Source organism: Peribacillus sp. FSL E2-0218, from assembly GCF_037992945.1.
GTDB lineage: Bacteria > Bacillota > Bacilli > Bacillales > DSM-1321 > Peribacillus > Peribacillus simplex_B.
The window spans coordinates 1,115,225-1,137,646 of record NZ_CP150304.1; the positions used below are offsets into that span (position 1 = coordinate 1,115,225).

16 protein-coding genes and 2 pseudogenes are annotated in these 22,422 nt (G+C 43.3%); 12 read left to right on the forward strand and 6 right to left on the reverse strand.

Annotated features, from left to right (window positions below):
• The first annotated feature begins 426 nt into the window (after positions 1-426).
• The 6 genes and pseudogenes from MHI53_RS05315 to MHI53_RS05340 all read left to right on the forward strand — a co-directional run bounded on the left by MHI53_RS05315 (position 427) and on the right by MHI53_RS05340 (position 7,672).
• Positions 427-1,200: a carbon-nitrogen family hydrolase gene (locus tag MHI53_RS05315; RefSeq protein ID WP_061143234.1), complete on the forward strand. Its 774-nt coding sequence runs from the start codon at positions 427-429 to the stop codon at positions 1,198-1,200.
• A gap of 379 nt (positions 1,201-1,579) precedes the next feature.
• Positions 1,580-2,815, forward strand: a pseudogene (locus MHI53_RS05320) (IS1182 family transposase).
• A gap of 503 nt (positions 2,816-3,318) precedes the next feature.
• Positions 3,319-4,674, forward strand: a complete 1,356-nt coding sequence (locus tag MHI53_RS05325; protein WP_340372942.1) for an APC family permease — start codon at positions 3,319-3,321, stop codon at positions 4,672-4,674.
• Between the two features lie 26 nt (positions 4,675-4,700).
• Positions 4,701-6,326: an amidohydrolase gene (locus tag MHI53_RS05330; RefSeq protein ID WP_340372943.1), complete on the forward strand. Its 1,626-nt coding sequence runs from the start codon at positions 4,701-4,703 to the stop codon at positions 6,324-6,326.
• A gap of 34 nt (positions 6,327-6,360) precedes the next feature.
• On the forward strand, positions 6,361-7,260 hold the full coding sequence (locus tag MHI53_RS05335) for a carbon-nitrogen hydrolase (RefSeq protein WP_061143231.1): 900 nt from the start codon (positions 6,361-6,363) through the stop codon (positions 7,258-7,260).
• A gap of 274 nt (positions 7,261-7,534) precedes the next feature.
• Entirely contained in the window at positions 7,535-7,672 is a 138-nt protein-coding gene (locus MHI53_RS05340) for a hypothetical protein (protein WP_185113114.1), read from the forward strand.
• A gap of 102 nt (positions 7,673-7,774) precedes the next feature.
• Here the strand turns inward: MHI53_RS05340 and MHI53_RS05345 are convergent, their stop codons facing one another.
• The 5 genes and pseudogenes from MHI53_RS05345 to MHI53_RS05365 all read right to left on the reverse strand — a co-directional run bounded on the left by MHI53_RS05345 (position 7,775) and on the right by MHI53_RS05365 (position 13,544).
• Positions 7,775-8,407 carry a class I SAM-dependent methyltransferase gene (locus tag MHI53_RS05345; RefSeq protein WP_061143230.1) on the reverse strand — a complete coding sequence of 211 codons (633 nt, stop codon included), beginning with the start codon at positions 8,405-8,407 and terminating at the stop codon, positions 7,775-7,777.
• A 161-nt stretch (positions 8,408-8,568) separates the two neighbouring features.
• Positions 8,569-8,928, reverse strand: a complete 360-nt coding sequence (gene uraH / locus MHI53_RS05350; RefSeq protein ID WP_061143229.1) for a hydroxyisourate hydrolase — start codon at positions 8,926-8,928, stop codon at positions 8,569-8,571.
• Positions 8,925-10,427, reverse strand: coding sequence for a factor-independent urate hydroxylase (pucL, locus tag MHI53_RS05355; protein WP_340372944.1), 1,503 nt, complete (start codon positions 10,425-10,427; stop codon positions 8,925-8,927). The genes uraH and pucL overlap by 4 nt, the downstream gene beginning before the upstream one ends.
• Positions 10,428-10,442: 15 nt before the next feature.
• Positions 10,443-11,766: pseudogene (locus tag MHI53_RS05360) on the reverse strand (nucleobase:cation symporter-2 family protein).
• Between the two features lie 161 nt (positions 11,767-11,927).
• Positions 11,928-13,544 carry a PucR family transcriptional regulator ligand-binding domain-containing protein gene (locus MHI53_RS05365; RefSeq protein ID WP_340372945.1) on the reverse strand — a complete coding sequence of 539 codons (1,617 nt, stop codon included), beginning with the start codon at positions 13,542-13,544 and terminating at the stop codon, positions 11,928-11,930.
• A gap of 211 nt (positions 13,545-13,755) precedes the next feature.
• Here MHI53_RS05365 and MHI53_RS05370 point away from each other — a divergent pair, with 211 nt between their 5' ends.
• From MHI53_RS05370 to MHI53_RS05385, 4 genes are all read left to right on the forward strand, one after another.
• The gene (locus tag MHI53_RS05370; protein WP_340372946.1) at positions 13,756-14,808 is read left to right on the forward strand and encodes a Rieske 2Fe-2S domain-containing protein; all 1,053 of its coding nucleotides are present in this window, start codon (positions 13,756-13,758) and stop codon (positions 14,806-14,808) included.
• 204 nt (positions 14,809-15,012) lie between these two features.
• A complete protein-coding gene (allC, locus tag MHI53_RS05375; RefSeq protein ID WP_061143339.1) occupies positions 15,013-16,260 on the forward strand; it encodes an allantoate deiminase in 1,248 nt (415 codons plus the stop codon).
• A 15-nt stretch (positions 16,261-16,275) separates the two neighbouring features.
• A complete protein-coding gene (locus MHI53_RS05380; RefSeq protein ID WP_340372947.1) occupies positions 16,276-17,538 on the forward strand; it encodes an alanine--glyoxylate aminotransferase family protein in 1,263 nt (420 codons plus the stop codon).
• Between the two features lie 32 nt (positions 17,539-17,570).
• The gene (locus tag MHI53_RS05385; protein WP_340372948.1) at positions 17,571-18,947 is read left to right on the forward strand and encodes an allantoinase; all 1,377 of its coding nucleotides are present in this window, start codon (positions 17,571-17,573) and stop codon (positions 18,945-18,947) included.
• 155 nt (positions 18,948-19,102) lie between these two features.
• Here the strand turns inward: MHI53_RS05385 and MHI53_RS05390 are convergent, their stop codons facing one another.
• The gene (locus MHI53_RS05390; RefSeq protein ID WP_061143223.1) at positions 19,103-19,549 is read right to left on the reverse strand and encodes a hotdog fold thioesterase; all 447 of its coding nucleotides are present in this window, start codon (positions 19,547-19,549) and stop codon (positions 19,103-19,105) included.
• Positions 19,550-19,794: 245 nt separating this feature from the next.
• On the opposite strand from MHI53_RS05390, the gene MHI53_RS05395 reads away from it, so the two are divergent.
• Complete coding sequence (locus MHI53_RS05395) at positions 19,795-21,123, forward strand: AMP-binding protein (protein WP_061143222.1); 1,329 nt, start codon at positions 19,795-19,797, stop codon at positions 21,121-21,123.
• Between the two features lie 341 nt (positions 21,124-21,464).
• Positions 21,465-22,421 carry a 1,2-phenylacetyl-CoA epoxidase subunit PaaA gene (gene paaA / locus MHI53_RS05400; RefSeq protein ID WP_340372949.1) on the forward strand — a complete coding sequence of 319 codons (957 nt, stop codon included), beginning with the start codon at positions 21,465-21,467 and terminating at the stop codon, positions 22,419-22,421.
• Position 22,422: the final 1 nt, after the last annotated feature.

Genomic DNA, 22,422 nt, shown 5'->3' on the forward strand with positions numbered 1-22,422 from the left:
TCATTGGCTTGTGTCTGGCATGTTAGTAATATGTATACATGACACATGCAAGGATTTGACAAAATAGTAGATTCGATTGTTCATATGGCAAAAATACAATTATAGCCAATCGGGAAGGAAAGTCCAACGCAAGATAAAGTGTATAAACAGGTTAAAAAAGGTGGCAGTACCAGTGATGGATTATTTACTGAAATTCAATTAGCTGAATGGTTAAATATTTCAAGAACGTCTCTAGCGAAAGCCATTCAAGAGTTACTGAAGGAAGGATTGCTCGTTTGCATGCCATAAAAGGATTTAACGGTAGTAAAGATTGCTTTATCTGATAGTATGAGCGGGTCCAAATGGTGGATGAATTTTTACCATCCTACCTCAGGTGAGAGTGAGAGAACGAATATAAAAAATCTAAATAAAAAGGATGTTGCAGAAATGAAAATTGCATCAATACAATTGGAGATTAAAGATATTGAATCAAAAAATGATCGCATAGATCGCGTCGAGTCAATGATTGACGGATTAAAAGGACAGGATTTAATTGTTCTGCCAGAAACGTGGGCAACGGGGTACTTTTCTTTTGATCGTTATATTGATGAATCGGAAGAGCTGAATGGGGATTTTGTACGGCGATTCTCCTCAAAGGCAAAAGAGGTCAATTCATATATATTTGCAGGCAGTTTTATAGAAAAAAACAATGGGAAATATTACAACACGAGCGTCCTGTTTTCTCCGGACGGGACACTTATAGGTACCTACCGAAAAATGCATTTGTTTCAATACGGTTCAAAAGAGGGGCAAATATTGACGAGGGGAAATGAAACGACTGTAGTGGATACGGAATTCGGGAAAGTCGGCTTATCAACTTGTTATGATTTGCGATTTCCTGAATTGTACCGCGCAGAAGTGGATCTTGGAGCAGAAATGCTTCTGGTTACATCTGCTTGGCCGCATAGAAGATTGGAGCATTGGAAATTATTCAATTCAGTTCGGGCATTGGAAAACCAGTGCTTCTTAATTTCAAGCAATTGTGTTGGCAATACTAATGACGTTCTGTTAGCTGGCCATAGTCAAGTGGTTGACCCATGGGGGATTGTTGTGGCTGCAGGAGGAGATGAAGAAGCCATTATTAAAACGGAGATTGATCCATCTCAGATTGCTGAAATTCGGGATGTGTTTCCTAATTTGAAGCACCGAGTCTTGGAATGAGAGGTCCGTTTCTGCTTCAAAGAACAATAAAAAGGACCTGAAATACTATAGGTGTAACATCATCCATCATTAAAAAAGGCTTCTCGTGATTTACACAACGAGAAGCCTCAGACTGTAGACAAACTCGATGAAAATCGAGTTAGTCTATTTTTATGGCCTGTACAATTTAGACGTTGATTTCCACTCCAGGCACTCGCTTTCCGCGGGCGGTCGGGGAGCCTCCTCGGCTTTGCCTGCGGGGTCTCCCCTAGACGCGCTTTTCCCGCAGGAGTCTCGAACACCCGCTCCAATCAACTTTGTCTTACCTTTTAGATAGAACACTTTTGACTGGAGTCATTTTTGTTTTAAAATTGAAGGATTAAAACTTGAGGTGATGAGGATGCTTTCTAAACATGATTCTATTCAGCGAGATCAACTTGAAATGATTACTTTAGATCAACTGGTGCCACCGAACCATTTGGTTCGTAAAATGGAGGCTGCCATTGACTTCACTTTCATTTATGACTTGGTGAAAGATATGTACTCAGAGGTAGGACGCCCAAGTATTGATCCAGTTATTTTAGTTAAACTGACTTTCATTCAATATACCTTCGGTATTCGTTCCATGCGTAAAACGATTGAAGAAGTTGAAACCAATATGGCTTATCGTTGGTTCTTAGGCTATGGTTTCCATGATAAAGTGCCTCATTTCTCTACGTTCGGAAAAAATTATGAGCGACGCTTTAAAGATACAGACCTGTTTGAACAGATTTTCTGTCGCATTTTAATGACAGCTGCTAATAAAAAGTTAATAAGTGTAGAACACGTTTTCGTGGATTCCACACATGTGAAAGCCAGTGCGAATAAACGGAAATTTGAAAAGAAAATCGTTCGTAAAGAAACACGAGCGTATCAAGGACGTCTTCAAGAAGAAATCAATCAAGATCGTGAAAACCACGGAAAGAAGCCTTTTCCACCAGATAAATTTGATAAGGAAGAAACCAAAGCAATTAAAGAAAGTACTACGGATCCTGAGAGTGGCTACTATGTGAAAGATGAATGAACAAAACAGTTTGCCTATTCATTCCATGCTGCCGCAGATGCAGCTTATAAAACACCAGCGATTACAAGCTACCTATTTAACAAAGAAATCACACCTGCTTTACCCTATACACGTCCTCGTACAAAAGAAGGATTCTTTCGCAAACATGACTATGTTTACGATGAACACTTTGATTGTTACCTTTGCCCTTCGGGAGAAACTTTAAAGTACTCAACAACAAATAAAGAGGGCTATCGCGCATACAAATCGCCAAAACAAATTTGTGCAACATGCTCATTTTTATCACGGTGTACGGAAAGCAAAGACCATCAAAAAGTAGTGACACGGCATATCTGGCAAGCATATGTGGAAGAAGCAGATCATCTGCGTCATCATCAAGAGGTAAAACCTATATATGCGAAACGCAAAGAAACGATTGAGCGTGTATTCGCAGATGCAAAAGAAAAGCATGGTATGCGTTGGACTACTTTAAGGGGACTTAAAAAATTGTCGATGCAGGCGATGCTTACTTTCGCTGCCATGAATGTAAAGAAGATGGCCACTTGGACATGGCAAGGTCCTAAAACGGCTTAACATAGCGGCTCGAAGAGCCCAAATCTCGTAACCTTTGGTTAAAATTTCAAAGGAATTTCAAAAGGGGTTCGGAATTTTTTAATTCCGAACCCCTTTTGTCTACAAACTGAGGCTTCTCGTGATTTACACAACGAGAAGCCTTTTATCTCTGATATTCTTATGCTACGTTGAACCAAGTAACGGAAGGATAATTATGGGGTGTGTGTCTTTTGCGCACACGTTTTACATGATAAATGAAATCAAACGGTTGTTTTTATCATGAGCGGTGTTGGGAGCATCATTCGGGATCAACCAATAGTCGTGAAACAGCTTTTTCGCCCACGACTTAGTATGCAATGTTGCATAATTGATGTAGGGGTGCATAAAGCTAAACACCTAATAAATAATCTGTTTATTGTAATTATTGAGAAAATATAGCATCCCAATCGTCAAGAAACCTTTACTCGGCTTGGTATGATATTTGCATATTAGTTGGTTAAGTCTGATTATGGGTGGAGTGATACATGGAGAATGCAAAATTAAGACGTTCGTTAACCGTATTTCCTTTAGTGATATTTGGGTTGGCTTATATGGCACCGACCACCGTCTTTTCCACATATGGGGTAGTAGCCGAAATAACGAAAGGGATGGTACCTGCTGCTTACATCATAGCTTTGGTGGGCATGTTGTTTACAGCTTATAGCTATGGCCAGATGGTTAAGGCCTACCCGGTTTCTGGTTCTGCGTATACATTCACTCAAAAGGCCTTTAATCCTCATCTTGGTTTCTTGGTAGGTTGGGTCATCCTATTGGACTATTTATTTTTGCCGATGATTAACGGATTATTGATTGCCATTTACTTAAACGCATATTTTCCATCCATTCCTTTCTCTGCCTGGTTAATTGGCTTTGTCCTTTTAATCACCTTCGTCAATATCATTGGTGTGAAGATTGCAACCAAGATAAATATTTTATTGGTTGGCTGTCAATTCTCCATCATAGCGATATTCACATTCCTATCCATTAAAGGATTACTTACCGGAATGGGTTCAGGGACATTATTCATGCATTCGCCATTTGTGAATGGAGATATACCGCTATCCTTGGTATTGGCAGGATCTTCTATTCTATGTTTATCTTTTTTAGGATTTGATGCGGTCACCACATTTTCTGAGGAAACGATTAATCCGAAAAAAACCATACCAAGAGCCATTTTCCTGGTAGCATTAATAGGCGGAGGTCTGTTTATCGCCATCTCATACATCTGTCACCTCGTTTATCCAAATTTCCAAGCTTTTAATGATCCGGATTCCGCTGCTTTGGAGATTGCCATGTATATCGGAGGGAATTTATTTCAATCCATTTTTCTAGCAGGCTATATCACGGGGGGGCTGGCATCCGGTCTATCAGCCCATGCGAGTGTTTCACGGCTTTTGTATGCGATGGGGAGAGATGGCGTTCTTCCTAAAAAAATATTTGGTCATATCCATCCCAAATTCCGGACGCCAACACACAACATCATCTTAGTGGGAATTTTTGCTTTATCTGCTTTATTCGTCGATTTAGTGACAGCATCCTCCTTTATTAACTTTGGCGCGCTCGTGGCATTCACATTCGTGAATCTTTCGGTTATTTCTCATTATTTTATGAGGGAGAAGCAAAGGGACGGGATCAACACACTAAAATATCTTATATTGCCGCTGATGGGGGCAAGTTTCACCATTTGGTTATGGACTAGTCTTGATTTAAAGGCACTTTTCCTCGGACTGGGATGGTTTGGAATAGGTTTCATCCTGCTCCTTTCCAATACGAAAATGTTTAGTAAGCGGCCACCAGAGCTTTCTATTGATAGTGTGGCGGAAACTGAAATTCAGGCATAAAGCAATATTCATCGAGGAGGATAAAAATGGGAAAAGCAGACATCGTACTTTCTGGTCAACATGTTTTTACTGGATTACAAGATGAGCCAATTCAAGCGGCTATCGCCATTAAAGAGAATAAAATTATGGAAATCGGTTCGATAGAAGAAATCACGTCATTGATTGGCGATCAAACAAAAGTCTATGACATGGAAGATGGATTGATCATTCCGGGATTTCATGATTTTCATATGCACATCATGATGGGAAGCATTTTACAGGAGGATAGCGCCAAATTATTTACTGCAGCTTCAGAGGAAGAGGCAGCAAAAATGGTAGGTGAATTTGCAGAAACGAGACCAAATGATGAATGGATATTTGGTATTGGCTGGGATCATACCAATTGGAAAAACAAAGTGCTCCCACATAGATCAACATTAGATCAATATATTTGTGATCGTCCTGTTTTATTATTCAATGCAGAAGTGCATTATGCCTGGATCAATAGTAAAGCAATCGAAAAGATTCAATTGACGAGGAATACCCCCAATCCCGAATATGGAGAAATCGGAAAAGATGAAAATGGGGAGCTGACTGGCCTTCTGTTTGAGCAGGCAATTGGTTTTGCATCAGAACATGCATACAAGTTACCGAAAGAAAAACGGGAAAAACTATTTCAAGTCTTCCTCAATGAAACCAAAAGGTTGGGAATCACATCCGTTAATGATTTATACGGAGCTAAAATTGCGCCAAATCCATTAGATGATCTGGAGATTTTCAAGGAATTCGATCAAAAAGGGTTACTTACAACTAGAATCCACTTTTCGCCGGAGTTAAAAATGGATTTAGCTGACGCAATGGAGTTACAAACAAATTATCAGTCCGATAAGCTTACCTTTTCGGGATTAAAGCAATTTATAGATGGTGTGGTGACAAGTCATACCGCTTTTTTATTGGATCATTACAAAGATCGTCCCGATACGAAAGGGGGAACCACCTATCCAGCTGAAACCATTAAACAATTGGTGCTAAGGGCAGATAAGGAAAGCTTCCAAATTCGCTTCCATGCCATCGGGAATGGGGCTGTCCGCTTGGCGTTGGATGCGTTTGAAGACGCAAGAAATGCAAATGGAGAAAGAGACGCCAGACATGTCATTGAACATGTGGAGGTATTGCATCCTGACGACGTCCATCGCTTTAAGGAATTGAATGTCATCGCTTCCTTTCAGCCCAAACATATCGAATTGATGGAAAGTGAGGCATATACCGCCAGGATTAGTGAGAAGCAGCAACCCCTTTATTATCCTGTCAAAACAATAGTCGATACAGGTGCAAAAATTGCCTTTGGTACGGATTTTCCTGTCGTGCCCCTAAATCCTATGATGGGCATTTATCAGGCGATCACCAGAAAAGATTTGGCAGGGAAGGCATGGCAGGAATCGGAAGGCATAACAGTGGCACAAGCGTTAAAATCCTACACGAACATTCCGGCATTCGGGTCTTTCAGGGAAAAAGAACTAGGGACATTGGAAGCAGGGAAGATAGCGGATATCGCAGTACTGGATAAAAATTTATTTAGCATATCGACAGAGGAAATCCTGGAAACAAAAGTGAAAATGACGGTGATGGACGGAAAGATCGTGCATGAAAGCCAGGCGGTCCAAAGGGTATAAGTCGAAAAAATAAATAAAGTCAGGTAGTGAGAAAATGTCAAAAGTAAAAGTCGGTCTTATTCAAATCCATTGTGGAGAAAATATCGAACAAAATATTCAAAAAACGATGGGGAAAATAAAAGAAACGGCAAATAAAGGGGCACAAATCGTTTGCTTACAGGAATTATTTTCTTCGGAATATTTTCCGCAAACGGTTAATGTGAAAAATTATGATTTAGCGGAAGAGACAAATAGCGGTAATTTGGTGGAAATGGGTGAATTAGCAAAGGAACTGGCAGTCGTCTTGATTGTGCCATTTTACGAAAGGGCTGGTTCTGGAGTCTATTTCAATAGTGCAGCCGTATTTGATGCTGACGGCGAATGTTTAGGGATTACAAGAAAAAATCATATTCCGGATGGTCCCCAGTATCATGAAAAATATTATTTCGTTCCAGGTAATACTGGGTATCCTGTCTATGAAACAGCTTATGGGAAAATCGGAGTTGGTATTTGCTGGGATGAATGGTTTCCGGAAGTTGCCCGAATCATGAGCTTACAAGGTGCAGAAATCTTATTCTATCCTTCTGCTATTGGTTCGGAGCCCGATCACCCCGGGATATCAACAAGATCATCGTGGGAAAAAGCGATTTCCGCTCACGGCATTTCTAACGGTGTATTTGTCGCAGCGACAAATCGAGTCGGGCAGGAAAAGGACATGAATTTTTACGGTGGGTCATTCATAAGCGATCCACTAGGGAATATCCTGGCTTCTCTGGATGAAGAGGAAGGAATCATTGTACAAGAAATAGATTTGAAAGAAATAGAAAGAACGAGAAATATGCTGCAATTCTTTAGAGACCGTCGTGTCGATACATATGCCCCTATCTTACAAAAAGAATTGCTTCCAACCCCATCCCCATCCAAACTGGTAACAACCAAAGTGCTGTTTAGATAGTCCAAGTGCAAAAAAATAATAGGTACGCTGCTTTCAAGGATTACGTTCGGTACCACCCGGACGTAATCCTTTTAATTTTGCCTTGAGGGGAATTAAACATTTGTTGTTCTGTTTATTGTGATGGAAGAGGGTTAGCAAAGACCGATTTGGGAGATAATAAAAGAAGAAAATAGTCCGTGATTTTCAAAAAAATGTATGGACGGAGAAAAACTTTTGTTATATATTATTAACAAGATAAAAATGTTGTTATATAACAGAGAGGAGAGTCAAGCTCATGAACATTCATGATAAAGCCTATGAAAGTTATTTGAAGATTTGTAAAAGGTATGAAATCGAGTCGATAAACTTCGACCATTTCATTAAAAATTTAACCAAAGACCAGTTGGATGAGTACAGTAAGTTAGCCGTATAAGTGAAAGGGCGTGTTTGCACGAGATGGATCTCCCGGTTGATGTAGATGTAGAAGCAAGTTAGAAACCCCACCAGTTGCCGATTGGGAACAGGTGGGGTTTTATTATGTACGTTCTTTTTGACATTTCACCATTATAAATGGAAATGGAAGCTTATTTTCCATATTTTTATGGGGCTCAACAATTTCCGAAATTTCCATCAGGCCATATGTGCCAAATTCTTGTTTTATCGAATCGGAATCATAAAAAAACATTTTTAGCTCATCGAAAATCCCGAAATAGTCTTTCCCTATTTGCTTACCCTTTCCAAACATGGGGGCTTCTTTTGAAATAGTGATGAAAATCATGTATCCATTAGGTTTTAATTGATTGTAGCAATCTTTAATAAACTTCTCTCTCTCACGCTCATTCAATAAGTGAATAAGGGCATAACAGAATATACCATCATAAAGTTTGTTATCAAAAGGCATATCAGTGACTGAACCATGTATATAACGAATAGTAAGCCCGCTTTGCTTTGCCAATTCAATCGCTGTTTTTGAAATCTCAATACCTGTTACATCTATTCCATTATCAATGAACACCTTTGCATTCCTGCCATATCCAATACCAGGAATCAAAATATCCTTCACTTTTTTTTCAAGGAAAAAGTCCTTTGTGAAGATTGCCGAGTCTGAAGGTTCATATCCCCACATCTCTTGATTTTCTATAAAGCTGGACTCCCAGAATTCTGTCATGGCTCAAGCTCCTTTACAATATTAGCTCTCACATTCTCATTCCTTATCTTCTGAGAAATTATATCAAATTTACCCGATGATTTAAAACATGGCCGAAGTTCGGTCTAACAATACGATATAATCAACAAAGAAACTGCCGGAGAAGAAGTCCGGCAGTTTTTTTAGCTTCCCCGATAAACCTGATAGGCCCATGGGGAAATGATGAGCGGCACATGATAGTGAGAGGATGGCGAAGATAGGCCAAAACGGACGGGAACCAGGTCCAAAAAGGGTGGCTCGGGAAGTCCGAGGTTTTTTCTCCGGAAGTAATCTCCGATATGAAAGACGATTTCGTAGTTTCCCATTTTCGTATCTTCTGCTTTCAGCAGCGGGGCAGCGAGCCTTCCATCGGGATTAGTGACGCTTGTCTGGAGCAGCTGCCAGCTAGCCGAGGGTGATTCACAATAGTATAATTCGATCGTTACATTCGCCGCAGGCTGGCCCTGCATTACATCCAAAACATGCGTAGTTATCCCGGTCATATCCACTCCTTGCCCGCTGCTTTTGCAGCAGCCAAAATATTGTCGTTTTCGAGATGTTCCCTTTTAACGGTGAAGACCTGAAAGCCGAATGGTGGACGAGGCTCGGTATATACTTTTCCCATAGAGTCCGAGATGATGGGAACGACGGTTTCCCATGTGTGATTTTGGGATTCGAATGTAACCTCAAGAAGCTGTGGAAATCTAGTTAAAATCCTGCAGCCGATTTCAAAAATCAGATTTTGGATGGATGGTGTTTCCAATTCATGAAAAACGGATGTAGCGATATCGGTTACCTGCTCGGCAGCTACGTATTTTGAAGGGTCCGTACCAAATGCATCTTTTTGATCCTCATAAATCCAATGGAGATTCAGGTAAATGAAAAGCGGCCGGTTCCCGTCTTCAGGAAGCGTCGTATACTCATCGCGGACAAAACCGACAAAAGAATTTCCGCTTACCTTGATTAATTGGAGATCGAGGATGGAACTGCACTGCTGAGTGATTTCGTTTCCATTTTCGCCACGGATGATTTCAAGGGAGGATTGTGCCCGTTCATTGCGGGATTTTTTGAATACGAGGTCACTCGGTTTCAAGGGAGTGCCTGTCGCTTCAGTGACTGCTTCAAAAGGAATGTCTTCGGCCATCAATTTGACAGTATCGATTTGCGGATATTTATTCAGGAAGGCCTCTGACACGTATGAAGCGAATCCTTCCAATGTAGTCCCCGTGAATGTCGCTAAATGCCTTTGGATGAAGTTCTTCATTGAATCGGTCGCAATGACCATGGAATTGTCTCCTTCCGTGAAGGAAGGAAGAAATGCCGAGCCGCCTACGGATACTTTAACATTGGTGCCAAAAATGATATGATCCCTGCCCGAAAAAGTTGATTCTGGAATTTGTTTAATTCCGGTCAAAGGAATGGAATAGGTCCGATAAGCGAAAACATTGCCCTTTCCGTAACTAAGTGATTGGGCAGCAGATTTATTTTTCATGAAATTCTTCCCTTCAATTTTAAGTTTATCCTGCAAACGAAATAGGGCTATCCGGTAAATCTCAGCCAAAGCCTTATCGAACTCAGCCGTCGTTGTATGGTTCATCCTTGTTAGCATGGATTGATAGATGTCATTTTTATCTTTGCCTCGTACAGCCAGGATAAATGGAAAGCCAAACTTCTGCATATATTGCCTGTTCAATGCTATGAAATTTTCATATTCAGCGGCAGTAAGGTCGCCTAAACCGGCACCATGCTGTTCCAAAAGCGATTCATTGCTCATTTTTACTTTGTCCCCAAGGTTCGGGTGCTTCCTGATTAATGCCAGCTTTTCCTCCTTTGATGAATTCCTTACTATAGCCTCGAGGCATTGATGAAGGTTCATGATGGAATGAAAGGGCCTGCTTGCTGCCGCTTTCTGGGCAATCCATGGCGAATGTTCGAAAGTATCACCAAGGAACTTCGTGAATTCCTTTTCGCTTTGTGCATTTAGCTCCGCAAGTGTGAGCATTTTTTTCCTCCTTTTTTATATACTTTTGGCTATTAACCGATCGGAATCGGGGATCGTGCCATCACCTTTGGCCGTCTCCTTCCTTGGCGGGGAGAAGATCAAGTTCAGGATGATCGCAGTCAGGCTTCCAGTAATGATTCCGTCACCGACGACAATCCGGATGGCTTCAGGAAAACTGGAAAATAACTCGGGAACGACAGTGGCACCCAGTCCAAGTGAAACGAAACAAGCAATGACCAATAAATTGGCGTTGTTGGAAAAATCGACGTCGTTCAACATTTTAATTCCTGAAGAAATGACCATTCCGAACATGATCACGGTTGCACCCCCGAGAACGGCCGTAGGGATCAGTGTAGCGAGCGCTGCGACTTTGGGTGTCAGCCCAAGTCCGATCAAGATGAAGCTTGCAACGATGGTGATCGTTCTTTTTTTGACTCCTGATAACTGAACAAGGCCAACATTTTGTGCGAATGTACTATATGGAAAGGCATTGAAAATCCCTCCTAAAGTGAATGCGATGCCTTCTGCCGGGTAGCCTTTGACTATATCCCTTTCGGTTAATACTCTACCGGTTATTTTTCCGAGGGCAAGGAATGCGCCGGTGGATTCAATTAAAATGACCGTGCCAACCAGCAGCATCGTAAGAATCGGGGCCATTTCAAACGTGGTCGATCCAAAGTAGAAAGGGGCAGGAATATGGAACCAAGATGCCTGGGAAACGGTGGAAAAGTCCATTTCACCAAATGCCGTTGAAGCGATCGTTCCGGTGATGATGCCGATGAGAACGGAAATGGAGCGGATGAATCCTGTGAAGAAGCGATTGATTAATAGAATGACAGCAAGGACGCCGAAGGAAAGCATTAAGTTTTCTGCTGAACCGAAATCTTTGTTGGCTGAACCGCCGGCCATATTCTGGATTCCGATGGGCACTAAGGATAATCCAATAATGATGACGACGGTACCGGTCACGACAGGGGGGAATAATTTAAGCAGTTTACTGAAAATGTTGGAAAATAAAATGATGAATAAACCAGCTGCGATGATCGCTCCATATATGGCGGAAATGCTATAATGGCTGCCAATGGAGATCATGGGGGTGACGGCTACGAAAGATGTCCCCAAAACGATGGGTAGTCCTATGCCAAAAAATTCATTTTTCCAAGATTGCAATAGAGTAGCAATTCCACAGGTTAATAGGTCAATGGCAATCAGGTAGGCGAGCTGTTGAGAGGTGAGCCCCACCCAATGCAGCGCCGACGATGATTGGTACGAGGATCGCTCCTGCGTACATGGCAAGAACGTGTTGAAGACCTAACGAGAAGGTTTTGAACTTATTCATATAAAAACTCCCTTCCTTCATTTAATGTTATATTATATAACACACGTTTGTTATGAAGTATATCATAATAAAAAATCAGAAAATTGTCATTAGTTATTTTAGACAATTTTTGGATAATCATATGAGCAAACTGCATAAAGTGCGGAAGGGAGTAGGGCGGATCATCCATTTAGCAATGATTTAATGCGAAGGGCAAGTCGTATTTGGAGTGTTGTCTCCGGGTCTTTCAAGCTTTTGCCGAGTAGTTCTTCACACTTCTCCAGTCTGTACACGACGGTGTTCCTATGAACGAACAACCGTTTAGCCGTTTCGGATATTTGGCAATGTGTTTCAAGATATACAGATAATGTTTGCAATAAGGACTGCTCCTCCTCGGTAATGATCTTGGAAAATCCCTGCAAGGCAAAAAAGTAGAAATTCTTCAAGTCTTCCTCGGGAATAATCCTCAATAATTCCATGATGTCCTTCGTCCTGAATGATTGGATGTATTCGGTCTTTTTTGCGAGACCTCCTTCAATGAGGGAGTCGTTCGCTTCTTTATACGAATTCTTGGTTTGTAAAAAACTCGGGCTCCTTGTGCTTATGCCGAAAGAAATCGTGCAACCGAACTGGCTGGCTGTGATTTTTTGCAATGATTTTAACGAGGCTTCGACATATTGGAGAACATCCCCAGAAACTTCATTGACTTCGTATAAGAGAATGCATTTCTTTCCTTTTGTGAAGAGATGAATGGGATGGGGTGATAGATGAAGTTCATCTTCCAAGGATTGAAAAATCGAATCGGCCTGCCTTTGCAGCTGTGTATAGCTTTTCGTAGATTCGGGTCCGTCGATCTTGCCGACTGCGCAAATATACGCTTGTTCATTGCGTAAGGAAAACTCTTTAGCCCGGTTTGTGATTTCCTCTTGTGAAGAAAAATTGCCATCAAGAAAATGAAGGAAGAAATCATTCCGGATATTCCGGTCGTGCTGTTTAAGTGCGTGTTCCTTCATTAGAGCGAAGGAGATGACGTTTGTGGCTTGCTCTATCGTCAGTGTTACAAGGTTATCGCTCGACTTGACCTCTCCTGCTATCGTCAAATAACCAAACTTTTTTTCGTCCATGTATATGGGGAAAATGGTATAGGTTTGTTGGTTGGTAAGGGATGTAAAGGAAAAGGACGAAGCTTTTGTTTTATTAAATCGAAAGCCTGCACCACGCATCTTTTTGATTATTGGAATAATTCCGGATGTGGATATTGGACGGGATAGCGGTTTAAGGTATTGGTCAACTAAAAGAATGCGATATCCAATCATTTCGGATAAATGATCAAGTAATTTCTCGATACCTTTGCCGCGCATGATTAAATCGGTGAATTGCTTATGGGTTTCCATGGCAAATGCCAACTCTGCTGCCCGTTGATCCAATATCCCCCGCAATGTGTAGTTGATGATTTCCCCAAGAGACAATTCGTGAGGCAGGTCGATGATCGGGAGGGATAATTCGTTTGCGAGAACCAATACAGCTTCAGGGATTTCCGTCAGGAACCTCCCTGTCTTTATTCCGAGTGCTGCGCAGCCTTGATTGGCCATTGCCTCGACAAGGGATGACAAAAGGTGCGGCTTGTCCTTTACGTGATAAGCGGTGGTTACAAGAAGTTCGTTAGGCTTTAAAAAGTGGATGATATCTGGAGCGTCCATCATGTTGACTGTGTAGACCTCCCGATCGGTCCCTGTTTCCCCTGCAATTACATTCATGCCGGCTAATGCGGGCAATGTCAAAAGTTCTGTTACCTTCATATGGAACACCTCATTCTGATAAATGTAGTTTTATGGACTTGCTTAGCGGATTTTCATTATCATATCATACAAACCCTTTGACATATCTTACAAATTTCGTTGTTGGACATTTTGGGCGTTCATCAAATGTGAGGTTTTATAACATAGTTAATGACAAAATATAATAATTTTGTTATTATTTACAAAAAAGTCCGAAGGGGAAGTGCATAACATGGGTGAAGGGATAGGTTCATACAAGAAAAAAAGAGTAACGCCATTTCCGAAAGAGTGCACATTCAGTAAAAAGGACTGGGATGTATTAACCGGATATTGGTTTCCTGTAGCGGCAGTCGAGGAAGTGGCAGAAAAGCCGATAGGCATTAAACTTCTTGATGTACACCTTGTCCTATATCGGGTCAATCGGAAGATCATCGTTGCAAGGGACCTTTGCCTCCATCGAGGGGTGCCGTTAAGCATGGGATGGGTTGATGGAGATGATATCGTATGCCCGTACCATGGTTTCAGGTATGGTCCGGAAGGTGATTGTACCGGGATACCTGCACATCCCGGTGCCAAGATTTCCCCGCGGCTATGCATTAATATTTATCCAACTGTCGAGCGTTACGGCTTGGTATGGACATCGATTGCGAGTGATGAAGAAGACATTCCGGAATTGCCTGCGTGGGAGGATGAGGGATATTTGAATATCCTTCCGCCTTCCATTGACATTGCCGGCTCTGCCGGCCGGCAGATGGAAGGTTTCTTGGATGTGTCCCACTTCGCTTGGGTTCATTCGGAAAGCTTCGCTGACCGTAATAACCAGATCGTCCCCAGCTATAAGGTGGATAAAACGGAGTATGGCCTGCATGTTGAATATTTAAGTTCCGTCAGCAATTATGGAAAAGGCATGAAGCACCTAGAGCCTGCCAACTTCGAATGGCTTCGGGTTTTCGATATATTTCCGCCGCTTGCGGCAAGGCTGATCGTTCATTTCCCGTATGATGGAAAACTCCATATCTTGAATTGTGCCAGTCCGGTTTCGGCACGTAAGACAAGAATGTTTTCGCCGATGGCCCGTAATTTCGATGTGGATGCCCCGATTGAGGATACGTATGAATTTAATCTGCAGATATTCAATGAAGATAGGGCGATGGTGGAAAATCAAAAGCCGGAGGAGCTGCCTCTTGACCTTCAAGCGGAAGCGCATATCGCGGCAGATAAGACGTCGATCGCCTACCGTAAGCTTTTGAGGGAATTGGGCTTAGGTTCGAATTATACAAGTTGAAAAGAGGAGGGGGGGCTAGTTTCATGGGTGCTCTCTTCTTTATATAAACTTAGAAGATTGGTACATTGGTTGTTTTGCACAAAAAAACATCAAAATCCTGACAGATTCGTCAATGAAGTTAGAGGCGAAAGGAAGTAAAATAATAGATAACACATGTTTGTGAATATTCATGACATGACTGAATCTGGGAAGGGAAGAGATGTGATGGAAATCCAAATTGAAAAATTCATGGATGAAACGGGTGATGTTGCTTCATTGATTGAGTGGTTGGCCTCTTTTGGAGCGACGGAAAATAAAGGGGTGACCCGTTTATTGTATTCCGAGGAATGGCTGAGTGCTCAGCTTGCAATGAAGGGTGAGATGGATAAGGAAGGCCTTGTTACCTATTTTGATAGTGTAGGGAACCTGTTTGGCAGGCTTGAGGGGGCGGATTCGGCAAGTGGGACGATCCTGACCGGCTCCCATATCGATACAGTCAAGGATGGGGGAAAATACGATGGCGCTTACGGGGTCATCGCCAGCTTCCTTGCGGTTAAAAAGTTATATAGAATATATGGGCAGCCTCGAAAAACGATAGAGGTCGTCTCCTTTTGTGAAGAAGAGGGAAGCAGATTCCCCATTACGTTTTGGGGCTCGAGGAATATCCAAGGAATCTATGATCTAGATCATGTAAAGGATATGGAAGATACAGAGGGAATCCCTTTTGTGGAAGCGATGAAGAAAGCGGGATTTGGGCCCGAAGTCTATAAAACGCCTGCCCGCAACGATATTGACAGATTCGTCGAAATCCATATCGAACAAGGGATGGTCCTCGAAAAGAACCGAAATGCGATAGGCGTCGTCAGCCATATTGTCGGACAGCGCCGCTATACGGTAAAAGTCGTTGGAGAAAGCGATCACGCGGGAACCACCCCCATGTCCTACCGCAAGGATGCAGTCAGCACCGCGTCAGAATTCATCTCCTTCTTAACGAACAAAGCGAAGGGGATGGACCCGCATTTAGTGGCGACGGTCGGCAGATTGAATGTTATTCCCAATGTTCCCAATGTCATTGCTTGTGAAGTGGAGTTCACCCTTGATATCAGGCATCATGAAGAAGTGATACTTGATTTGTTTTGCAAGGAAATTTTCTCTTCTTTTGATGGATTGGCGAAAAAAGCAGGAATGAAGCTGGAGGTTTCGCAATGGATGGATGTCAAACCCGTTGCGATGGATATGGAAATGAATCAGCTTGCAAGGCGGATTGCCGAGGATAAACATATACCTTATCAGGATATTGTCAGTGGAGCCGGTCATGATGCCCAGGTATTTGGTTCTTTCTGTCCGACCTGCTTGTTGTTCGTTCCCAGTCAGGGTGGAATCAGCCACTCGCCTAAGGAGTTTACAAGTGTTCCGGATTTAGAAAGGGGAATCGATGTTTTAAGCGAAGTCCTCTATAAATTAGCCTATTAAAAGGAGCTGGGAAAAATGGCATATTCAGAATTAAATACACCGATGAGAACGATCATGACGCCGGGGCCGGTCGAGGTGGACCCGCGTGTCTTAAGAGCGATGAGCACGCCGATTTTAGGGCAATTCGATCCTGCATTCACCTCGATCATGAATGAAGTGATGGAGATGCTGCGTTTGGTTTTTCAGACGAAAAATACATGGTCGTTCCCGATAGACGGCACATCGAGGTCAGGGAATGAAGCGCTCCTGTGCAGCATCATTGAACCAGGTGATAAAGTCCTCGTCCCCATTTTTGGAAGATTCGGTCACCTGCTGGTGGAAATTTGTGAACGGTACGGTGCCGAAGTCCATACGATTGAATGCCCTTGGGGAGAAGTATTCGATCCGCAAGTCATCATTGCGGAAATCAAGAAGGTTTCTCCTAAGATAACGGCAATCGTACATGGAGAGACTTCGACGGGTTGTATGCAGCCATTGAAGGAAATTGGGCTGGCCTGCCGCGAACTGGATGTCCTGCTTGTTGTCGATGCGGTCGCATCTATCGGGGGCACGGATGTGAAGGTGGATGAATGGTGCATTGATGGATTGATCGGCGGGACACAAAAATGCTTGTCCGTTCCTTCAGGAATGGCTCCGATCACGTATAATGAGCGCATCGAAAAAATCATTCAATCCCGCAAAAAAGTGGAGCGCGGCATTGCGACCGCCGAAGACAATCGAAGGGTGTCTAACCGCCGTCCCATCACCAGTAATTATTTTGATTTAAGCATGCTCCAGGATTATTGGGGACCGCGGCGCTTGAATCACCATACGGAAGCGACATCCATGATTTATGCGTTGCGTGAAGGCTTGCGCCTTGTGCTTGAAGAAGGTCTGGAAGCCCGATTTGCCCGTCATGAACTTCATGAAGCGGCATTGGTGGAAGGGATCAAAGCGATGGGGCTGACGCTGTTCGGGAATGGCCAAAACAAACTCCCTTGTGTAACTTGTGTAGAAATTCCAGCTGGAATCGATGGGGAAGCCGTCCGGTCCATGCTGCTGAATGAATTCGGCATCGAGATCGCCTCCTCGTTCGGTCCTCTCCACGGGAAAATATGGAGAATTGGCACCATGGGATTCAGCTGCAGAAAAGAAAACATCCTCTTTGTGCTCGCGTCCTTGGAAGCTGTCCTGCTGCGTCAAGGATTCCAAGTGAATCGAGGGGAGGCTTTGCAGGCTGCGCTTGATGTATATGTAGGAAAGGCGGAGCAAGCTGCGGTATCCAGGGGGGCGTTTTAAGTTTATGAAATTATTTAAGGGGAGTGGTTTGGATGTCAGTTTATGATCTTATTATCCGCAATGGGAATGTAGTTTTTCCTGGTGAAGTGAAGAAAGCCGATCTTGCAATCCGAGATGGAGTGATTGTCAAGATTGACGATCGCCTTGAGGCGAACGCCGTTCAAGAGTATGAGGCGGATGGTCAGCATATTTTTCCTGGAATGATCGATGTCCATGTGCATTTCAGTGAACCTGGACGCGTTCATTGGGAAGGCTTTGAAACGGGCTCGCAAATGATGGCTGCGGGTGGATGCACGACATATTTCGATATGCCATTGAATGGTATCCCTTCAACCATTGACCGTGAAGCCCTCCTTGAAAAAGGGAAAATCGGCGAAGCGAAGTCGATTATAGATTTTGGATTATGGGGAGGCTTGGTGCCTGGCAATGTCGATGAACTAGAAGCGCTCGCAAAATCAGGAGTCATCGGGTTTAAAGCTTTTCTCTCGGCAACGGGAAATGAAGAATTTGAACGTGCAGATGATTTCACCCTTTTACATGGAATGAAGAAGATCGCAGAGTTGGGCAAGGTCTTGGCTCTTCATGCGGAAAGTGACCCGATCACTCAATGGTTGAAGCAGGAAAAAGAGAAGGAAGGTCTATTCAGTGCTGACGATTATGCGGCTACAAGACCTGTGCAGGCAGAAGCGGAAGCTGTCGAGCGTGCGATTGCATATGCGGAGTTAACGGGCTGCCCGCTGCACTTTGTCCATATTAGCAGTGGCTTGGCCATAGAAAAAATAGAAGCTGCCAAACAGCGCGGACTGGATGTAACGGTGGAAACGTGTCCGCATTATTTATTATTCAATCAAGGTGATTTAGTCAAAAAAGGTGCGGTTGCAAAATGTGCCCCCCCATTAAGGGCCAGTGAAGAACAACAAAAATTGATCGAGTGTTTGATGGAAGGGAAATTCGATATGATCTCCTCGGACCACTCGCCATGTCCCTATGAGATGAAGGATCCGGAGGTACATAATCTTTTTGAAGCATGGGGCGGAATAAGCGGCGGACAATTTTCACTCATGTCGATGATAGAACTGGCAGGGTCATATGGAATCCCGCTTTACAAAGTGGCTGAATGGACAGCATCAGGGCCGGCTGAACGATTTGGCCTCTCCTCGAGGAAAGGAAGAATCATGGAGGGACTGGATGCGGATCTTGCGATTGTTTCCCTTGATGGGATCCACGAAGCTTCGGAAACGAATTTTTTCGCGAAACATAAGCAAAGCATTTACCTGGACCATACTTTTCCTTGTCAAATCACTGCTACCTTAAGCAGAGGGAAAATGGTTTATCGGAATGGGGAACCAATCGTAAGTGGTCAGGGGGAATGGGTGAAGGTGACCGATTCCATTGAGGTCAAAAACTAGCAACAAAGATTGGCACTTGGATGAGTTACAATCAAGCAAAGGGGAGTTCCGGAATCGGGACTCCCCTTTGCTTGCCTGATTTTTTTATTCACCTGGCTTTTTCAGTACAAGTGAAAAACCGGGCAGGTCAAGGATCCGACCGGTTCAGAGGCTGCTTATTCATCTTGGTCAACGAAATATTGATTCTTCCGGTACACCATCGCCTCCATCGTTGCAATCAGTTCGCCTTCGGCTGCCACTTCGATATGGTACCATGCGAGTTTATGGTTTTTCTTAATCTCCTTTGCCCGAGCGACTAGGGTTTCTCCACGTTTGCCAGCTGAGATGAATTGAATGCCATTGGAAACGCCGACCGCTACTTTGCCATATGAATTGCTGGCAGCAGCGAACGCATAATCAGCAAGCGAAAAGATAATGGCACCGTGTACCGCTCCGTGGCTATTTAGCATATGTCCACTTGGGGTCAATTCAGCTTCAGCTTCGCCAGGACCAAGCTTCGTCAACTTCATCCCTAGAAAAGAGGCATATGGTTCGTCTGCCAGCACTTGCTTGATTTGGTCGTAATGGTACTCATGCATATCTTGATCAATGTCGATGGTCATGAAATCACCCTTCCTCTAATGTCCTTTGCCGAGCTATTCGACAGCCACTGTAAAATTAACATGGTCAGAAAATAATGTAAATTATAATTTTAAATTTTCTTTAAATTCAAAAAATAATATTGACAGGTCGAAAGCGGCGTATTAATCTTAAAAATAAGTATAACGATAATATATATATTCGTTAAAATTACGTTATAGGCAAGGGCGGACTGGAAAACGAGCAAAAAAGAGGGGGACTTGAAACCATGTACAATCCTGAAGTTGAAACGGCTACCCGTGCCGAGATGGAAAGTATGCAATTGGCACGCCTCAAAAAAACGATACGCTATGTAGTTGAACAGGTACCTTATTACAGAGAGAAATTTTCAGAGATGGGCCTTGATCCGGCAGATATTCAGACACTGAATGATGTGACGAAACTGCCTTTTACAAAAAAACAGACTCTCCGTGATCAGTATCCATTCGGATTGTTCGCCGTTCCGATGGAACAGGTGGCTAGGATACATGCTTCATCCGGCACAAGCGGGAAACCTACCGTAGTGGGGTATACGAAAAACGATTTGGAGAATTGGGCAACGATCGTCGCCCGCGGGATTGTGGCTGCAGGAGGCCGGAAGTCAGATGTTTTCCATAATGCATATGGATATGGGCTGTTTACAGGCGGACTGGGTCTCCATTGCGGTGCAGAGAAATTAGGGGTTGCCACTGTGCCCATTTCAGGGGGGAATACCGATCGCCAGATTACGATCATCAATGACTTCAAGCCGCGTGGCATTTGCGGAACCCCTTCGTATATCTTGAACATTGCAGAAAAAATGGAAGAAATGGGGATCGATCCAGCTGATAATGGGCTTGATTATGGAATATTCGGAGCTGAGCCGTGGTCAGAGGGAATGAGGGCAACACTTGAGAAGAAATTGAAGTTGAAGGCGGTTGATATTTACGGCCTTAGTGAAATCATGGGGCCGGGTGTAGCGATTGAATGTCATCAAGCACAGAATGGGCTGCATATTGCAGAAGATCATTTTCTCGTTGAAGTCATTAATCCCGAAACCCTTGAACCTGTTGATGAGGGCGAAGACGGGGAACTTGTTTTTACAAGCCTCACGAAAGAAGCGCTTCCGATCATCCGCTACCGAACGGGTGATATCGCCTCCATTACCCGTGAGCCGTGTACATGCGGGCGGACGACAACAAGAATGTCCCGGGTCAAAGGCAGGACGGATGATATGATCATAGTAAGAGGAGTAAATGTATTTCCGTCTGAAATCGAACGTGTGTTATTCCAGATGGAAGGAATTGTTCCGCATTATCAAATCCACCTTGTGAAGAAGGGGCAAATGGATAGCGTTGAATTGCACATCGAAATTGAAAGCGGTTTCTATAAGGGGGTAGGAGAAGACCTTGATCACGAAAATGTAGTGAAATTAAGGAAAAGACTTCTACAGCAAATGAAATCGACATGTCTGGTAACGATGGATATCATTATTAACGCCCCAAAAACCATTCCCCGTTCGGAAGGAAAAGCGATTCGTATTGTTGATAAACGTAAAGATGAAATTCTCAGTGTTTGAGCGGGAAACGTAAATACCTTACGGTGAATGGCGCTGTCCCTCAGGGTAAGTTATGGAGCGATGAGACGATTGTCAGTCATAAAAAAGCGCGGTAACATAACTTCCTATAAAAGGGGATGATGCAGTCTCCGCAGAATGATCCGATGATCTGGATGATGCACTGGAAGGCTGTCCAACGGAATCTAACAAAGTGGAAACGTCTGCGTTTAAAATCCACGTTCCTTCCGGTAATTTCCTTTTTGTCAGAACAAAAGACGGAATTGTCTTGCATTTAATATAACATTTACTTATAATAACGTTATATTAACGTTATATACATTACCGGATAAGAGGTGTTTTAGATGAACATTCTTTTAAATGAGATGGCAGAACAAGAAAAGCTGAAACATTTCATTGCCAGGATCGAAGCAGGGGAAAAGATAGAAGCTGATGATTGGATGCCTGAAGATTACCGAGGGACTCTCATCAAGTTAATTTCCATGCATGGCATCAGTGAAATCATGGGGGCGCTTCCAGAGAAGGAATGGGTTCCTAAAGCTCCAACTTTAAATAGGAAACTTGGAATCATGGCAAAGGTACAGGATGAAATGGGGCATGGACAATTATTGCTTCGTGTCGTCGAGGATTTGCTAAAGCCGTTCGGCAAAAAACGGGATGATCTTATGCAGGATTTATTTAATGGAGATTTAAAGTTTCATAATGTCTTCCATATGGAGGCCAAGACTTGGGGAGATGCGGGCTTGATTGGCTGGCTTGTAGACGGGGCGGCGATCATCTCCCAAACGAATATGCTAGGCGCTTCATATGGACCATATTCCCGTGCGTTACACCGGATTTGTGCCGAAGAAGTTTTTCACGCCCAGCATGGCGAGGCGATCATCATGGCTTTGGCCGAAGGGACGGAAGAACAAAGGAGATTGGTTCAGGACTCGATCGATTATTGGTGGGAATCATTGCTGCTTTTCTTTGGCCCTCCAAGCAAGAATGAGGTGGGGTCATCCAAACAGGATGTAACGATTAGGTACAGAATCAGAACGAGTACGAATGAAGAGCTTCGCCAGGCCTTCTTTTCCAAATATGTGAAGCGGATCCTTTCACTCGGCTATACCATCCCGGATGAAACCCTTCGATTTGATAAAGAATCGAAAACCTGGATATACAAGCAACCTGATTGGAGCAAATTGAAGGTGATGGCGAGGAATAAAGGACCACGTTCACAGGATCGCCTGAATCTTCGAAGAATTTCCTATGAAAATAATAAATGGGTACGGGAAGCCTTGGCTCCGAAGGTCATCTAAG

Excerpts from the sequence above, each read along its gene's own strand:
- MHI53_RS05315 (WP_061143234.1), top strand. The coding sequence starts at position 427 with ATGAAAATTGCATCAATACAATTGGAGATTAAAGATATTGAATCAAAA.
- MHI53_RS05325 (WP_340372942.1), top strand. The coding sequence starts at position 3,319 with ATGGAGAATGCAAAATTAAGACGTTCGTTAACCGTATTTCCTTTAGTG.
- MHI53_RS05330 (WP_340372943.1), top strand. The coding sequence starts at position 4,701 with ATGGGAAAAGCAGACATCGTACTTTCTGGTCAACATGTTTTTACTGGA.
- MHI53_RS05335 (WP_061143231.1), top strand. The coding sequence starts at position 6,361 with ATGTCAAAAGTAAAAGTCGGTCTTATTCAAATCCATTGTGGAGAAAAT.
- MHI53_RS05340 (WP_185113114.1), top strand. The coding sequence starts at position 7,535 with ATGAACATTCATGATAAAGCCTATGAAAGTTATTTGAAGATTTGTAAA.
- MHI53_RS05345 (WP_061143230.1), bottom strand. The coding sequence starts at position 8,407 with ATGACAGAATTCTGGGAGTCCAGCTTTATAGAAAATCAAGAGATGTGG.
- uraH (WP_061143229.1), bottom strand. The coding sequence starts at position 8,928 with ATGACCGGGATAACTACGCATGTTTTGGATGTAATGCAGGGCCAGCCT.
- pucL (WP_340372944.1), bottom strand. The coding sequence starts at position 10,427 with ATGCTCACACTTGCGGAGCTAAATGCACAAAGCGAAAAGGAATTCACG.
- MHI53_RS05365 (WP_340372945.1), bottom strand. The coding sequence starts at position 13,544 with ATGAAGGTAACAGAACTTTTGACATTGCCCGCATTAGCCGGCATGAAT.
- MHI53_RS05370 (WP_340372946.1), top strand. The coding sequence starts at position 13,756 with ATGGGTGAAGGGATAGGTTCATACAAGAAAAAAAGAGTAACGCCATTT.
- allC (WP_061143339.1), top strand. The coding sequence starts at position 15,013 with ATGGAAATCCAAATTGAAAAATTCATGGATGAAACGGGTGATGTTGCT.
- MHI53_RS05380 (WP_340372947.1), top strand. The coding sequence starts at position 16,276 with ATGGCATATTCAGAATTAAATACACCGATGAGAACGATCATGACGCCG.
- MHI53_RS05385 (WP_340372948.1), top strand. The coding sequence starts at position 17,571 with ATGTCAGTTTATGATCTTATTATCCGCAATGGGAATGTAGTTTTTCCT.
- MHI53_RS05390 (WP_061143223.1), bottom strand. The coding sequence starts at position 19,549 with ATGACCATCGACATTGATCAAGATATGCATGAGTACCATTACGACCAA.
- MHI53_RS05395 (WP_061143222.1), top strand. The coding sequence starts at position 19,795 with ATGTACAATCCTGAAGTTGAAACGGCTACCCGTGCCGAGATGGAAAGT.
- paaA (WP_340372949.1), top strand. The coding sequence starts at position 21,465 with ATGAACATTCTTTTAAATGAGATGGCAGAACAAGAAAAGCTGAAACAT.